This window comes from Streptomyces sp. NPDC008086 (assembly GCF_042957325.1).
Lineage (GTDB): Bacteria > Actinomycetota > Actinomycetes > Streptomycetales > Streptomycetaceae > Streptomyces.
In genome coordinates, this window is the sequence record NZ_JBIBIA010000016.1 from 106,082 (window position 1) to 121,182 (window position 15,101).

A 15,101-nucleotide genomic window follows, 5' to 3' on the forward strand; every position below is an offset into this window, starting at 1 on the left:
ATGCGTTCGATACGGCCGTCGTTCACCGCTCGTCGAGGGAGGAACACGCGCCGCACCACCTCCCCGCTCCCCGTGGTCGCGCTGGCCGCGGCGCTGGCCTTCACCGTCACGGCCTGCGAGTCGGGCGACGCCGAGGCCGGTGGCGCCGCCACCCCGTCCGCGGCGGCCGGAGGCGAGGGCAAGATCACGATTCCGGACGACATCAAGGACAAGCTCAAAGAGCACGGGATCGACATCGACAAGTGGAAGGGCGGCGCCTGGAAGCAGTGGGACAAGGACGACTGGCTCCGCGAGGCGCAGGACTACATCAACCCGATCATCGAAGGCCTGTGGGACCCGGACCGTATGCGGGACGCCGAGGATCCGGACCGGGGCGTCGACGACAGCGACATCTCCGGTGACCAGGGTGTGACCGACCCGACGCCGCAGCCCGTGGACGCCCAAGCCGTGCCGACGTCGTACCACGCCAACGCCCCGGAGGCGGGCAAGGTGTTCTTCGACTCCCCCGAAGGCACGATGGTCTGCTCGGCGACGGTCGTCGAGGACCCGGCCAACCCCGGCAAGTCCAACATGGTCTGGACGGCCGGTCACTGTGTGCACGCCGGCAAGAGCGGCGGCTGGTACCGCAACATCGCGTTCGTGCCGTCCTACAACGACGCGGGCATGTCGGCCGCGGAGATCAAGAACGCCACACGGGAGCAGGTCGCTCCGTACGGCGTTTGGTGGGCCGACTGGGCGCAGACCTCGGACCAGTGGATCGCGCAGGGCGGTGCGACGAGCGGGGACGGCGCCTCGTACGACTTCGCGGTGCTGCATGTGAAGCCGGAGGAGGGCAGCAACGGCAAGTCCCTGGAGGAGATGGTCGGTTCGGCGCTGCCGGTGGACTTCAACGCGCCCGCCGTCCCCGACGTGGACAGCATCAAGGCGATCGGCTACCCGGCCGCCGCGCCGTTCGACGGCCAGAAGCTGTACCAGTGCCAGGACAAGCCGGGTCGGCTGTCGCTCAAGGCCTCGGATCCGACCATGTACCGCATCGGCTGCACCATGACCGGCGGTTCCTCCGGTGGCGGCTGGGTCGCGACGGGCTCGGACGGCAAGCCGGCGCTGGTCTCCAACACCTCCATCGGCCCGGTGGAGTCGGGCTGGCTTGCGGGCCCGCGGCTGGGCAAGGAGGCCAACGGCATCTTCGACAAGGTGAGCGAGAAGTTCGCCGGTCAGTGACGTCGACCAAAAGCCGGTGACTGAACCGGAAACCGGTGACGGAGACGGAAGCCGGTGACGGAAAAGGACCGCGGCACCGTGGGCATCGGCGGCGGTGAGTCGGAAGAGAAACCTTCACCGGCTCACCGCCGTTCGCCCTCAACTCCCCGGGCATAGTGGGGTGTCGCGTCCGAGGGGGCGGCACGAGAGCGTGCACGGCTCTCCATGACCGACATCTGGCATTTCGCGATCAGTATCGACGTTTCGTGATCGGTGCCTGACATCAGGCACCGGCACCACGGCTCCGCTCAGCACGCTTCAACGGGGGTTACCGCACCATGCGTTCCACACATATGCCCACAGCTCCGCGCCGCAGACGGCGTTCCGCCCTCGCGGCCACCGGCCTCGTCGCCGCCCTCGCGCTCACCGCGACCGCCTGTGGCGGCTCGGTGGAGCAGGCGGCGAGCGACAAGGCCGATGTCGCCGCCTCCAAGGCGGCCGACGGGATCGGCGACGGCAAGATCCAGATCCCGACCGACATCGCGGACAAGCTCCAGGAGCACGGCATCGATGTCGACAAGTGGGCCAGCGGCGGCTGGAAGGACTGGGACAAGGACAAGTGGCTGAGTGAGGCCAAGGACTTCGTCAACCCGGTGATCGAGGGCCTCTGGAAGCCCGATCGGATGCAGTCCGCCAAGGAGGCCAACAAGACGGTCACCACGCAGGACGCCTCGGCCGACCAGGGCGTGAGCGACCCGGAGCCCGCCCCCGTGCAGGCCACCGCCGAGAAGACGCCGTACCACGACAACGCGGCCCCGGTCGGCAAGGTCTTCTTCGACTCCCCCGACGGCCCGGCCGTCTGCTCCGGCACGGTCGTCAAGGACGTCAACCACCCCGGCAAGTCCAACCTCGTCTGGACGGCCGGCCACTGTGTGCACGCCGGTGGCGACGGCGGCTGGTACCGCAACATCGTCTTCGTCCCGGCCTACAACGACCTCGGCAAGTCCGCGGCGCAGCTGAGCAACGCGAACGCCACCGAGGTCGCCCCGTACGGCAACTGGTGGGCGGACTGGGTCTCGACGTCCAACGAGTGGATCCAGGGCGGCTCGGAGACCGGCGGCGCGGGTGCCGCGTACGACTACTCCGTGCTGCATGTGAAGCCGGAGCAGGGTTCCAAGTCGCTCGAGGAGACGGTCGGCGCCGCCCTCGACGTGGACTTCTCGGCGCCGTCGGCGACCGAGGCCGGCACGATGGGGGCCTGGGGCTACCCGGCGGCACCGCCGTACAACGGCATGCAGATGTTCAAGTGCCTCGACCAGCCAGGCCGGTTCTCGCTGAGCACGGCCCTGCCGACGATGTACCGCATCGGCTGCACGATGACCGGCGGTTCCTCAGGCGGCGGCTGGTTCCGGGTGGTGGACGGCGAGACCAAGCTGGTGTCGAACACGTCGATCGGCCCTGAGGACAACACCTGGCTCGCGGGCCCGCAGCTGGGACCGGGCGCCGAATCGGTGTACCAGTACATGAGCAAGACGTACGGCGGTCGCTGACACCCGCGCATACGAAGGGCCCGCCCCCCGTGTGAGGGGCAGGCCTTCGGCGTATCCACGGCCCGGTAGCCGGTGTAGCTACGGCATGGCTCAGGCGGTCGGCGCCGGAACGTACGGCGCGAGATCTGCCGCCAGCTCCTCGTGCACCCGCACCTTGAGCAGCGTGCCCTCCGGGGTGTGTTCCTCGGAGATCACCTCGCCCTCGGTGTGGGCACGGGCGACCAGCTTGCCGTGCGTGTACGGCACGAGCGCCTCGATCTCGACCGACGGGCGGGGCAGCTCGTTGTCGATCAGCGCGAGCAGCTCGTCGATGCCCTGACCGGTGCGGGCCGAGACCGCGATGGAGCGCTTCTCGATCCGCATCAGCCGCTGGAGCGTCAGCGGGTCGGCCGCGTCCGCCTTGTTGATCACGACGATCTCCGGCACGTCGGTCGCGCCGACGTCCCTGATCACCTCGCGCACGGCGGCCAGCTGCTCCTCCGGGTTCGGGTGCGAGCCGTCCACCACGTGCAGGATCAGGTCGGACTCGCCGACCTCCTCCATGGTGGAGCGGAACGCCTCGACCAGGTGGTGCGGCAGGTGCCGTACGAAACCGACCGTGTCGGCCAGCGTGTACAGCCGTCCGCCCGGGGTCTCGGCCCGGCGCACGGTCGGGTCGAGGGTCGCGAACAGGGCGTTCTCGACCAGTACACCCGCGCCCGTGAGGCGGTTGAGCAGGGAGGACTTGCCGGCGTTGGTGTAGCCCGCGATGGCGACCGAGGGCACCTTGTGGCGCTTACGCTCCTGGCGCTTGATCTCGCGGCCGGTCTTCATCTCCGCGATCTCCCGGCGCATCTTCGCCATCTTCTCGCGGATCCGACGCCGGTCCGTCTCGATCTTGGTCTCACCGGGACCACGGGTGGCGAGGCCGCCGCCCTTGCCGCCGCCCATCTGCCGGGACAGCGACTGGCCCCAGCCTCGCAGCCTCGGCAGCATGTACTGCATCTGCGCGAGCGCGACCTGCGCCTTGCCCTCTCGGGACTTGGCGTGCTGGGCGAAGATGTCGAGGATCAGGGCCGTACGGTCGATGACCTTGACCTTGACGACGTCTTCGAGGGCGATGAGCTGGCCCGGGCTGAGCTCACCGTCGCAGATGACGGTGTCGGCGCCGGACTCGACGACGATGTCGCGCAGCTCCAGGGCCTTGCCGGAGCCGATGAAGGTGGCCGCGTCGGGCTTGTCGCGGCGCTGGATCACACCGTCGAGCACGAGCGCGCCCGCGGTCTCCGCGAGGGCGGCGAGCTCGGCGAGGGAGTTGTCAGCGTCCTGCACGGTCCCCGAGGTCCAGACACCGACGAGCACGACCCGCTCCAGGCGGAGCTGGCGGTACTCGACCTCGGTGACGTCCTCGAGTTCGGTGGAGAGGCCCGCCACGCGGCGCAGAGCCGCGCGCTCGGAGCGGTCGAACTGGTCGCCGTCCCGCTCTCCGTCGATCTCGTGGCTCCAGGCGACGTCCTCTTCCATCAGGGCATCGGCCCGAAGACCTTCGGGATAGGTGTGCGCGAAGCGCTGCGTGTCCTGGGAAGGGGAAGAAGAGGAGGTCATTGGGTCCTTACGTCGATGGGGAATCCGTTTGCGGCGACGGTGGCAGTGGTCCTGGCCTTCGGAACGGGTCCGTAGCGCCCGGAGACTTTCCGTCACTACCCACAACGCACGAGTGCCCCGGGAGATTCCCGCGCACCGTGCCGTGCCGACCTGAAGATGGTCGCACGGCACGGCACGTCTCGTCACCGCCTTATTCGCCGGTCGCCTTCTTCCCGGCGGCCGTCTTGGCGGCGGCCTTCTTGGCGGCGGCCTTCTTCCCAGCCGTCTTCACAGCCGCCTTCCCGCTGGTCTTCTTTCCGGCGGCCTTCTTCCCGGTCGCCTTCTTCCCAGCCGTCTTCGTCGGGTCCGCCGACTTCCACTCCGGCTGACCGGGCATCGGCGGGGTCTTCTCGCCGTACAGCCAGGCCTGCATGAAGCCGTCGAGGTGGCGTCCGGAGATCTCCTCCGCCAGCGCGACGAAGTCCGCGGTCGTGGCGGAACGGTCCTTGTAGCGCTGCACCCAGGCGCGTTCCAGGCGCTCGAAGGCCGGGGCGCCGATCTCCTGGCGGAGGGCGTACAGGACCAGGGACGCACCGTCGTAGACGTTCGGCCGGAAGATCCCGTTCTTCTGGCCGGCGGCGGCGACCTTGGGCGCCGCGGGCGGCCCGCCGGCCGCACGCCAGCGGTCGGAGGCGGCGTACGCGGCCTTCATCCGCGCCTCCATCGGCCGGCCCGCCTTCTCCGCCGCGTACAGGGTCTCGTACCAGGTGGCGTGCCCCTCGCTGAGCCACAGATCGGACCAGGCGCGTGGGCTGACGCTGTCGCCGAACCACTGGTGCGCCAACTCGTGCACCATGATCGACTCGATGTACCACTTCGGGAAGGCGGAGTCGGTGAAGAGGTCCCGCTCGAAGAGGGAGAGCGTCTGCGTCTCGAGTTCGAAGCCGGTGGCGGCGTCGGCCATGAGCAGGCCGTACGTCTCGAAGGGGTAGCGCCCGACCTTGCTCTCCATCCAGGAGATCTGGCCCGGGGTCTTCTTCAGCCACGGTTCGAGCTGCTTGCGGGCCTTGGCGGGCACGACGTCCCGGACGGGCAGTCCGTGCGGCCCGGTGCGGTGCACGACCTCGGAGCGGCCGATGGACACCTGGGCGAGCTCGGTAGCCATGGGGTGGCGGGTGCGGTACGTCCAGGTCGTCGAGCCGCCCACGCGGTCCACGTCGGTCGGCAGGCCGTTGGCCACGGCGGTGTAGCCGTTGGGCGCGGTGACCCGGATGGTGAACATCGCCTTGTCGGAGGGATGGTCGTTGCACGGGAACACGACATGGGCGGCGTCCGCCTGGTTGGCCATGGCGAGGCCGTCCGTGGTCCGCACCCAGCCGCCCTCCCTGGTCTTGCCGTAGACGGGGTCGCTGGTGTGCCGCACGGTGATCTGTGTCCAGCTGCCGTCGGCCAACGGCTCCTTCGGCGTGACGACCAGGTCCTCACCGGCGCTGCGGAACGTCGCGGGCGCCCCGTCGACCTCGACGGACTCGACATTGCCGTGGGCGAAGTCCAGGTTGACGCGGTCCAGGTCCTTCGTCGTCCAGGCGTCGATCGTGGTGACGGCCTGGAGGGGTTTGCTGTTCGTGCCGGGATAGGTGAAGGAGAGGTCGTACGAGGCCACGTCGTAGCCGGGGTTGCCCAGGTGCGGGAAGAGGCGGTCGCCGACGCCCAGGGGTTCGGCCGGGGCGCTCACGGCGAGCAGGCCGAAGGACGCGGCGAGGGCGACCAGGGCGGACGCCTGGGCCCGTCGACGGTTCCCGGGACGGGTGCGGAGAGCGCCAGGGACTGGTCGCCGAGCCTCGGTGCGGGGGGTGAGCAGCATGCACCACGGCTATCAGCGCGCGCGTGCGAGGCGTCGACGACGCGCGACCGGCCCACTCGAACGGGTATGTCAGGTGGGTGCAGCCGTCGGAGCACCCCGCGCCCTCACGCCCCCGCGTCGCACCCTCACGCCCTCACACCCCCGCGCACGCTCCCCGCTCACGCCCCCTGGGTCTGCGGCTGCGCCCTGCTCACGTCGTACACGCCCCCCACGTTCCGCATCGCCCGCATGAGCCCCGGCAGCAGCGCCGCGTCCGGCAACTGGACGGTGTAGGTGTGGCGTACACGCTGCTGGGTCGGGGGTTCGACCGTCGCCGAGACGATCTCCGCGCCTTCCAGGGCCATGGCCTCGGTGAGGTCCGCCAGGAGGTGGGGGCGAACGAACGATTCGGCGACGAGGGTCACCCGGCACTCGGTGATCTCCCCCCAGCGCACGCCGATCTCCGCGCGTCCGGCGCCCTTCATACGCGCCACCGCGGAGCACTCGACGCGGTGAACGGTCACCACTCCCCCGCGCACGGCGAATCCGGTGACCTCGTCGGGCGGTACGGGGGTGCAGCAGCCGGCGAGGCGTACGGTCGCGCCGGGACGGTCGACGAGTACGTCACCGTCCTCGGACCGGCCGACCGGACCCTCCGAACCCGGCCGCGCCGCTACCCCCTCCGAGGCAGCCGTCTGGCTCATGCCTCCGTCGGCCGCGCCCCGGAAGGCCACTCCGGCCTCCTTGACCTCCGCGGCCCCCTGCGAGGGATGAGCCGCCAGCCACCGCTGGATGGCGATCCGGGCGGCAGGCGTGTGCGCGTGCTCCAGCCACTCCCTGGAGGGCTCCGAGGCCGGGTCCTGCCCCATGAGGAGTTGGACGGTGTCGCCGTCCCGCAGAACGGTGCTGAGGGTCGCCAGGCGGCCGTTGACGCGTGCGCCGATGCACGCGTGCGCGTCCTCGCCGTACTGCGCGTAGGCGGCGTCCACACAGGTCGCGCCCTCGGGCAGGCCCAGGGTGCCGCCGTCGGGCCGGAAGACGGTGATCTCGCGGTCCTGGGCGAGGTCCTCGCGCAGGGTGGACCAGAAGGTGTCCGGGTCGGGGGCGGCCTCCTGCCAGTCGAGGAGGCGGGAGAGCCAGCCGGGGCGCGTGGGGTCGGCGCGCTCGCCGTCGCCGGCAGTGGCCTGCTCCTCCGAAGGAGGAGCGTAGGGATTGCCCAGCGCGACGACACCGGCCTCGGCGACCTTGTGCATCTGGTGGGTGCGGATGAGGACTTCGGTGACCTGGCCGTCCGCGCGGGCGACAGCCGTGTGCAGCGACTGGTACAGGTTGAACTTGGGGACGGCGATGAAGTCCTTGAACTCCGAGACGACCGGCGTCATACAGGTGTGCAGTTCGCCCAAAACGCCGTAACAGTCCGCGTCCTCGTTCACCAACACCAGGAGCCGCCCGAAGTCGGCGCCGCGCAGTCGGCCGCGCTTGCGGGACACGCGGTGCACGGAGACGAAGTGCCGTGGCCGGATCAGGACTTCGGCCTGGATGCCGGCCTCGCGCAGGACCGTGCGCATCGCGTCGGCCGTCTCCGCGAGCGGATCGTCGTCGCGCGAGGCGTTGCCGACGATCAGCTCCCGGGTGTGCTCGTACTCCTCGGGGTGCAGGATCGCGAAGACCAGGTCTTCCAGTTCCGTCTTGAGCGCCTGGACGCCGAGCCGCTCAGCGAGCGGGATGAGCACGTCACGGGTCACCTTGGCGATGCGGGCCTGTTTCTCGGGGCGCATCACGCCGAGGGTGCGCATGTTGTGCAGCCGGTCGGCGAGTTTGATCGACATCACGCGGACGTCGTTGCCGGTGGCGACGAGCATCTTGCGGAAGGTCTCGGGCTCGGCGGCGGCGCCGTAGTCGACCTTCTCCAGTTTCGTGACGCCGTCGACGAGGAAGCGGACCTCCGCGCCGAACTGCTCGCCGACCTGATCGAGCGTCACGTCGGTGTCCTCGACGGTGTCGTGCAGCAGAGAGGCCGTCAAGGTCGTTGTCTCGGCGCCGAGTTCGGCGAGGATCAGGGTCACCGCGAGTGGGTGCGTGATGTACGGCTCGCCGCTCTTGCGCATCTGGCCGCGGTGCGAGGACTCGGCCAGCACATAGGCGCGGCGCAGCGGCTCGAGGTCCGCGTCGGGATGGTGGGCCCGGTGGGCGTCGACTACATGGCTGATCGCGTCGGGCAGCCGGCCGCGCGAGGCGGGGCCGAGCAACGCCGCCCGGCCGAGGCGGCGCAGGTCGATGCGGGCACGGGCCTTCCTGCGAGGCACGGCAGGCGTCACAGGGCCTGCTACCGGGCCTGGCGTCGCGGAATTCGTGGCCTCCGCACTCATGGGCACCTCCGGCTGCGTGGACCGGCGGACGGGGTACCCCATGGCGGACACGGCTCAGGGGATGGCGACATCTCCCCCGTCCGGGCCGGTGCTTGATGCTACCGAGCCCATCACGTGCGACTGACCGCCTCTCGCCGAGCGTGAAACGGATCACCCATTCGAGCGAGGGTGTGCGGGTATACGTTTTTGCGCCAGAGGGCCAGCCGCCGTTCGCGATCTCGAACACCTCGGGAGGCCGTTGGCGCCCCGCTCAAGCCACGCCCGGCCCGAGACGCCGATACCACGCCACGAAACCGTTCAGCGAACGAATGTTTCCAGCCACTCCGCGTCGATCTCCCCCTCGGCCACGATCACCGCGGGACCTGTCATCTCGATCTCGCCGTCGGGCCGCTCGGTGATCACCAGGGTGCCGCCCGGCACATCGACGGTGTACGTCACGGGGGCGCCGGTGGCCGCCGGATCGGCCCCGTCCCGGCGCGCGGTGGCCACGGCGACCGCGCACGCGCCCGTGCCGCACGACCGGGTCTCGCCGGCGCCGCGCTCGTGCACGCGCAGCGCGACGTGCCGGGGCCCTCGGTCGACCACGAACTCGACGTTGACCCCGTCCGGGTAGGCCGAGGCCGGGCTGAACGGCGGTGCCGAGTACAGGTCGCCGGCGTGGGCCAGGTCATCCACGAAGGCGACCGCGTGCGGGTTGCCCATGTTCACGTTCCGCGCGGGCCAGCTGCGCTCGCCGACGCTGACCGTGACGTCCCCTTCGGGGAGCAGCGCCTTGCCCATGCCGACGGTGACGTCGCCGTCCTTGGCGAGGTGCACGGTCTTCACGCCTCCGCGCGTGGCGACCGCGAGATCGCCCTCGGTGGCGTACCCGGCGCGCTGGAGGTAGCGCGCGAACACGCGCACGCCGTTGCCGCACATCTCCGCGATCGAGCCGTCGCCGTTGCGGTAGTCCATGAACCACTCGGCGTCAGACGCCATGTCCTTGGCCTCGGGGTGCGCCGCGGACCGCACGACGTGCAGCAGCCCGTCACCGCCGATGCCCGCGCGGCGGTCGCACAGGGCGGCGACGGCGGCCGGGGGGAGGTCGATGACGTTCTCGGGGTCCGGGACGATCACGAAGTCGTTCTCGGTGCCGTGACCCTTGAGGAAGGCGATCCGCGTGCTCATTCCTCGATCGTACGGTGCCGCTACGACAGAGCCGTAGGGACGGCCGTCAGCGCAGGCGAGCCACTCGCCACACGGCCAGCACGACGATCGCGGCGACGAGCAGGACGTACGCCAGCACGACCCGCCAGTCAGGTCTGCGGCCGGAGCCCCGCTGCGGCAGTCCGGGCCAGGTGTAGCCGACTCGGCGGGCGGCCATCATGCCCCAGCCGGCCGCGCAGGAGCAGATCAGCAGCCCCAGCATGGCGATCACGGCCCCGCTGTCGCCGAAGTCGAAGGCCAACGGGAAGGCGAACATCAGGGAGCCGACCGCGGCCAGGGAGACGATCGGCGCGAGCTGCCAGATGCGCAGTCGGCGCTGCGGGCGCAGCTCGACCTCCACCTCCGGGCCGCTCGCGTACATCTCCTCGGGCTCGGGGCCGTCATCGGTGACGCCGCCCTCGGTCTCGTCGAGACCGTCCGGCCCGTCGGGGCTCAGACGGTCGCCGTCGCGCTCCGGTTCGCCCCGGTCAGCGGTGACGTTCTCGGTGCCTTGTGCGGTGTCGCGAGGGCCGGCCTCCATCGCCACGCGCCCTCCCAACTCGGACTCCACTTGGTCGATCGAAGCTCGATGATGGCATGGCACCGGAGGCCCGGATGACGGCCGGAGCGTCCCGATGCCATCACGTGATCAGGCTGTAACCGGTCGTTCGACCAACGCCAATGCGAGATGCGGAAGTTCTGTGAGATCGGCCGCAGCCCCACTTAGCCAGTGCACCCGCGGGTCGCGCCTGAACCATGAATCCTGGCGGCGCGCGAAGCGCTTGGTGGCACGTACGGTCTCGGACCGCGCCTCTTCCAGGGTGCACCCCCCGGCGAGCGCCGCGAGCACCTGCTGGTAGCCGAGCGCGCGCGAGGCCGTACGCCCCTCACGCAACCCCTGCGCCTCCAGCGCGCGGACCTCGTCCACGAGCCCGGCGTCCCACATCCGGTCGACCCGGCGCGCGATGCGCTCGTCCAGCTCCGGGCGGGCCACGTCGACGCCGATCTGGACCGTGTCGTAGATCGAGTCATGGCCGGGGAGGTTGGCGGTGAAAGGCTGGCCGGTGATCTCGATCACTTCGAGAGCACGGACGATACGGCGGCCGTTGCTGGGCAGGATGGCCTGCGCGGCCTCGGGGTCGGCGGCGGCCAGCCGGGCGTGCAGCGCCCCGGAGCCGCGCAGCGCGAGCTCCTCCTCCAGCCGGGCCCTGACCTCGGGGTCGGTGCCGGGGAACTCCAGGTTGTCGACGGCTCCACGGACGTACAGCCCCGAGCCGCCGACCAGGACCGGCCAGCGCCCCTCGGCGAGCAGCGCGTCGATCCGTTCCCGCGCGAGCCGCTGGTACTCGGCGACGGACGCCGTGACCGTCACGTCCCAGATGTCCAGGAGGTGGTGGGGAACGCCGTCCCGTTCCTCGGGCGTCAGCTTGGCGGTGCCGATGTCCATCCCTCGGTAGAGCTGCATGGAGTCGGCGTTGACGACCTCGCCGCCGAGTTGCCGGGCCAGGAAGACGCCCAGATCGGACTTTCCGGCCGCGGTGGGTCCGACTACGGCGATGACGCGGGGGGCGGGGGGTGCGCTGCTCACCGCCCCAGTCTCGCAAACCTCGCGGGGTGGACTCGAACGAGTTAAGTGACGGCACACGCGCGGGGTCGTTGCCTGTTGCGAGGTTTTCGCCGCCGGTTTCGCGGAGGCGGCGACCCGGGGGCGCAAACGGACGCACCGGACGACGCGGGATTTCGCCCGCACGAGTAACGTATGGAGTGGATATGGGCGTTTTCGCACGACTTTTCCGACGGTCGAAGGCCACGGAGGAGGCGTCAACCGTCGAGGCTCAGGCCGACACACCAACGGCCGAGCCCGTGGCGGAAGAGGCGGCGGAGGCGAAGGGGTCGGCTGAGACCAAGGCCGAGGACGCGGCCGAACCGACGGCGGCGGAGTCCGTCGAGACCGACTCCGACGACGGCGTCGAGATCCCCAAGCAGCAGTCCGCCGACGCGGCGGCCGACAGCGAGGCCGGTGAGGGCGCCCGCACGTAACTGCCCCGCGCGGGAAGGTGAACGATGGGTCTGAAGGACAATTTGAAAGCCAAACTCGCCCCGGCGAAGGACAAGGTCTCCGGCCTCGCGCAGCGGCACGAGGGCAAGATCCAGCACGGTCTCGACAAGGCCGCGAAGGTCGTCGACGAGAAGACCAAGGGCAAGTACAGCGACAGGATCCACACGGGCACGGGCAAGGCCAAGGGCGCCATGGACCGACTCGCGCACAAGGGGAACGACACGGCGACCGGCAGCAGCACACCGCCGCCGGACGCACCCCCGCCGACCACCTGACGGCACATCGACGGACGGCCGCGGAGCTTGACGGCTCCCGGCCGTCCGCCGTTTCCGGAGACCTTTCGACCTGCGTTCGATGTCGGTCGGACGTCGGCTTCCCGGGCTCGGCGCGCTACGACCAGGTCGCGACCAGGTAGCCCACCCCGTACGGCGCGTCCTCGTAGAGCAAGGCGCCGGAGAGACCCGCCTCCTCCGCGGCGCCCGCCAGGACCTGCCAAGGGGCCCGGCCCGACGCCTTCAGCTCCTGCGCGAGCCCGGTGTCCAGAGCCTTGAGGGCGGCCACATCGGCGTCGCCGAGCGCACGCGCGACGGACGCGTCGAACGGTGCCGCTCGCTCGTCGAGGTAGCCAGGCGCCTTGAGCGTCCGACAGGCGCTGGCGTCGCCCATCGCCAGCAGTGCCACCCGCCCGGCCCGGGCGGCAATGTCCCTTCCGATTTCAATACACCGCTCGGCCGCGAGAGGTTCCCCCACGCCGAGTCCCTCGATCGGGGCGTACGACCAGCCGGTCCGCTCCAGAAGCCATGCGGCGACGGCCAGCGAGGACGGGAGCCGGAGCTTCGAAAGCGCCGGATCGACCGCGTCGCCGTCGCCCGGGCCTTCGCCGGGGCCCAGCCGTACGTCGACGTCCACACCGAAGCCGCGGAACGTACCCACCGTCCCTCGCGGATACGTCCGCGTCCCGCTCTCCTCTGCCGGCCCCACGACCACCAGCCGGTCGGGGCGGGCGGCGGCGAGCAGGCCCAGCGCATCCGTGCAGGCAGCCCGCGCGGCGTCCAGCTCGGGCGCGGCGCCCGCGGCGACCTGGGGCACGAGGAGAGGCGGGCAGGGGCAGACGGCGGCAGCGACAAGCATGATCGGCAGCCTACTGCGCGGCCCCGGAGGCGCCCCGGGACGCCATCCAGGAGGCCGCTCCGGGAAGGTCTCCCCGGCTACGAGGAGCCTCTGTGCCCCACAGGCGCTCCGCGAGCCGGGAGCGGCTCGAGGTCCGGCCTCCGGGTCCCGTCAGTCGATGGCACAGCCCCCGGCGGCGGCCGGCAGCGGCTCGGGCACGCCCACCTTGGGCAGACCCAGCATGACACCCGCGGCCTTGGTGGCCTCGGCGGCGTTGCGCTTCTCCCAGGCGTCGCCCGCGCGCGTGCGGCGCACGTTCAGGACGGCGCCCTCGGCGAGGAGGTGGTGAGGGGCGGCGTACGTGATCTCGACGGTCACGACGTCGCCGGGCCGGACCTCCTGCTCAGGCTTGGTGAAGTGGACCAGCCGGTTGTCGGGGGCGCGGCCGGACAGACGGTGCGTGGCGCCGTCCTTGCGGCCCTCGCCCTCGGCGACCATCAGGTCGACGGTGCGGCCGATCTGCTTCTTGTTCTCGTCCCAGGAGATCTCCTCCTGGAGGGCGACGAGACGCTCGTAGCGCGCCTGGACGACCTCCTTGGGGATCTGGTTCTCCATGGTGGCGGCAGGGGTGCCGGGGCGCTTGGAGTACTGGAAGGTGAAGGCCTGGGCGAAACGCGCCTCGCGGACGACGTGCAGCGTCTGCTCGAAGTCCTCCTCGGTCTCGCCCGGGAAGCCCACGATGATGTCGGTGGTGATCGCGGCGTGCGGGATGGCGGCGCGGACCTTCTCGATGATGCCCAGGTAGCGCTCCTGGCGGTAGGAGCGGCGCATCGCCTTGAGGACCGTGTCCGAACCGGACTGGAGCGGCATGTGCAGCTGCGGCATCACGTTCGGCGTCTCGGCCATCGCCGCGATCACGTCGTCCGTGAAGTCGCGCGGATGCGGCGACGTGAAGCGGACGCGCTCCAGGCCCTCGATGGCCCCGCAGGCCCGCAGCAGCTTGCTGAACGCCTCGCGGTCGCCGATGTCGGAGCCGTACGCGTTGACGTTCTGTCCGAGCAGCGTGATCTCGCTGACGCCCTCGGCGACCAGCGCCTCGACCTCGGCGAGGATGTCGCCGGGGCGGCGGTCCTTCTCCTTGCCGCGCAGGGCGGGGACGATACAGAAGGTGCAGGTGTTGTTGCAGCCGACGGAGATCGACACCCAGGCCGCGTAGGCGCTCTCGCGCCGGGTCGGCAGCGTCGACGGGAACGCCTCCAGCGACTCGGCGATCTCGACCTGCGCCTCCTCCTGCACGCGCGCGCGTTCCAGCAGGACGGGGAGCTTGCCGATGTTGTGCGTGCCGAAGACGACGTCCACCCAGGGCGCCCGCTTCACGATGGTGTCGCGGTCCTTCTGCGCGAGACAGCCGCCGACCGCGATCTGCATCCCGGGCCGCTTGGTCTTCATCGGCGCGAGGTGGCCGAGGTTGCCGTACAGCTTGTTGTCGGCGTTCTCGCGGACCGCGCAGGTGTTGAAGACGACGACGTCCGCGTCGCCGTTCGCGTCCTCGGGCGCGCGTACGTAACCGGCGTCTTCGAGCAGCCCGGACAATCGCTCGGAATCGTGGACGTTCATCTGGCACCCGTAGGTGCGCACCTCGTAAGTCTTCACGTCCACTGCCTGGCTCCGGTCGCTGCTGCTCATGGGACAAGGGTATGCGGTCGCGAGAACCCGTAGCCCCGGCCCAAGGGGGCTGGGGTGGCGGGCGGTAGCTACCGCGCGGGCCGCCCATCCCTGTCGGCGCAGCACGCCCGACACGTCCGGCGCCTCGTAGTGCTCGCCCTTGAGGACCTTGCCGTCGGCTCTGCGGGAGACCCGACCGTCGGGGCCCCGCTTGGTCATGTTGGAACGGTGGATCTCGGAGAGGACGGCGTCGAGGTCGATGCCGTGGACCAGGGCCGTGCCGTACGCCACGTAGACCACGTCCGCCAGCTCGTGCGCGAGCCTGTCGAGCGGGCCGGTCACGGCGACCTCGGCCACCTCCGCGGCCTCCTCGGCGAGCAGCTCTCCACGGTGGGCGGCGAGTTCCGGCGAGACCTCGGTCGGCGTTCTGCGGGCGTCGAGGCCGCAGGCGAGGTGGAATTCACGGACCAGGTCGGCGGGAGAGGAACTCATGCGGCGACTGTATCGGCCGGGTCTGACACTCCTCGGTGCGCGGCAGCGCCTGTGACCCCTGCCCT

Annotated in this window: 12 protein-coding genes; 4 read left to right on the forward strand and 8 right to left on the reverse strand. The window is 70.7% G+C overall.

The genetic code is table 11. From position 1 onward, the window contains the following. Both ACFZBP_RS39220 and ACFZBP_RS39225 read left to right on the forward strand, forming a co-directional pair. On the forward strand, positions 1-1,221 hold the full coding sequence (locus ACFZBP_RS39220; RefSeq protein ID WP_391420760.1) for a trypsin-like serine peptidase: 1,221 nt from the start codon (positions 1-3) through the stop codon (positions 1,219-1,221). Between the two features lie 317 nt (positions 1,222-1,538). Continuing rightward, on the forward strand, positions 1,539-2,750 hold the full coding sequence (locus ACFZBP_RS39225; RefSeq protein ID WP_391420761.1) for a trypsin-like serine peptidase: 1,212 nt from the start codon (positions 1,539-1,541) through the stop codon (positions 2,748-2,750). Positions 2,751-2,840: 90 nt separating this feature from the next. On the opposite strand, the gene hflX is transcribed toward ACFZBP_RS39225, so the two are convergent. From hflX to miaA, 6 genes are all read right to left on the reverse strand, one after another. Next, the gene (gene hflX / locus ACFZBP_RS39230) at positions 2,841-4,334 is read right to left on the reverse strand and encodes a GTPase HflX (RefSeq protein WP_383456981.1); all 1,494 of its coding nucleotides are present in this window, start codon (positions 4,332-4,334) and stop codon (positions 2,841-2,843) included. A 190-nt stretch (positions 4,335-4,524) separates the two neighbouring features. Further along, complete coding sequence (locus ACFZBP_RS39235) at positions 4,525-6,177, reverse strand: M1 family aminopeptidase (RefSeq protein ID WP_391420762.1); 1,653 nt, start codon at positions 6,175-6,177, stop codon at positions 4,525-4,527. Positions 6,178-6,335: 158 nt separating this feature from the next. Next, positions 6,336-8,525 (reverse strand): RelA/SpoT family protein, encoded by a 2,190-nt coding sequence (locus ACFZBP_RS39240; protein ID WP_383456975.1) that lies wholly within the window; start codon positions 8,523-8,525, stop codon positions 6,336-6,338. A gap of 297 nt (positions 8,526-8,822) precedes the next feature. Then, complete coding sequence (gene dapF / locus ACFZBP_RS39245) at positions 8,823-9,692, reverse strand: diaminopimelate epimerase (RefSeq protein ID WP_391420763.1); 870 nt, start codon at positions 9,690-9,692, stop codon at positions 8,823-8,825. Between the two features lie 46 nt (positions 9,693-9,738). Further along, positions 9,739-10,251, reverse strand: coding sequence for a hypothetical protein (locus tag ACFZBP_RS39250; RefSeq protein ID WP_383457184.1), 513 nt, complete (start codon positions 10,249-10,251; stop codon positions 9,739-9,741). A 108-nt stretch (positions 10,252-10,359) separates the two neighbouring features. Continuing rightward, positions 10,360-11,298, reverse strand: coding sequence for a tRNA (adenosine(37)-N6)-dimethylallyltransferase MiaA (gene miaA, locus ACFZBP_RS39255; protein WP_391420764.1), 939 nt, complete (start codon positions 11,296-11,298; stop codon positions 10,360-10,362). A 182-nt stretch (positions 11,299-11,480) separates the two neighbouring features. On the opposite strand from miaA, the gene ACFZBP_RS39260 reads away from it, so the two are divergent. Together ACFZBP_RS39260 and ACFZBP_RS39265 are read left to right on the forward strand one after the other, a co-directional pair. Continuing rightward, positions 11,481-11,750, forward strand: coding sequence for a hypothetical protein (locus tag ACFZBP_RS39260; protein ID WP_383456967.1), 270 nt, complete (start codon positions 11,481-11,483; stop codon positions 11,748-11,750). Between the two features lie 24 nt (positions 11,751-11,774). Next, complete coding sequence (locus ACFZBP_RS39265; RefSeq protein ID WP_383456965.1) at positions 11,775-12,044, forward strand: antitoxin; 270 nt, start codon at positions 11,775-11,777, stop codon at positions 12,042-12,044. 115 nt (positions 12,045-12,159) lie between these two features. Here the strand turns inward: ACFZBP_RS39265 and ACFZBP_RS39270 are convergent, their stop codons facing one another. Both ACFZBP_RS39270 and miaB read right to left on the reverse strand, forming a co-directional pair. Continuing rightward, positions 12,160-12,900, reverse strand: coding sequence for a class III extradiol dioxygenase subunit B-like domain-containing protein (locus ACFZBP_RS39270; protein WP_383456963.1), 741 nt, complete (start codon positions 12,898-12,900; stop codon positions 12,160-12,162). Positions 12,901-13,050: 150 nt separating this feature from the next. Next, entirely contained in the window at positions 13,051-15,036 is a 1,986-nt protein-coding gene (miaB, locus tag ACFZBP_RS39275) for a tRNA (N6-isopentenyl adenosine(37)-C2)-methylthiotransferase MiaB (RefSeq protein WP_391420765.1), read from the reverse strand. Positions 15,037-15,101 lie beyond the last annotated feature (65 nt).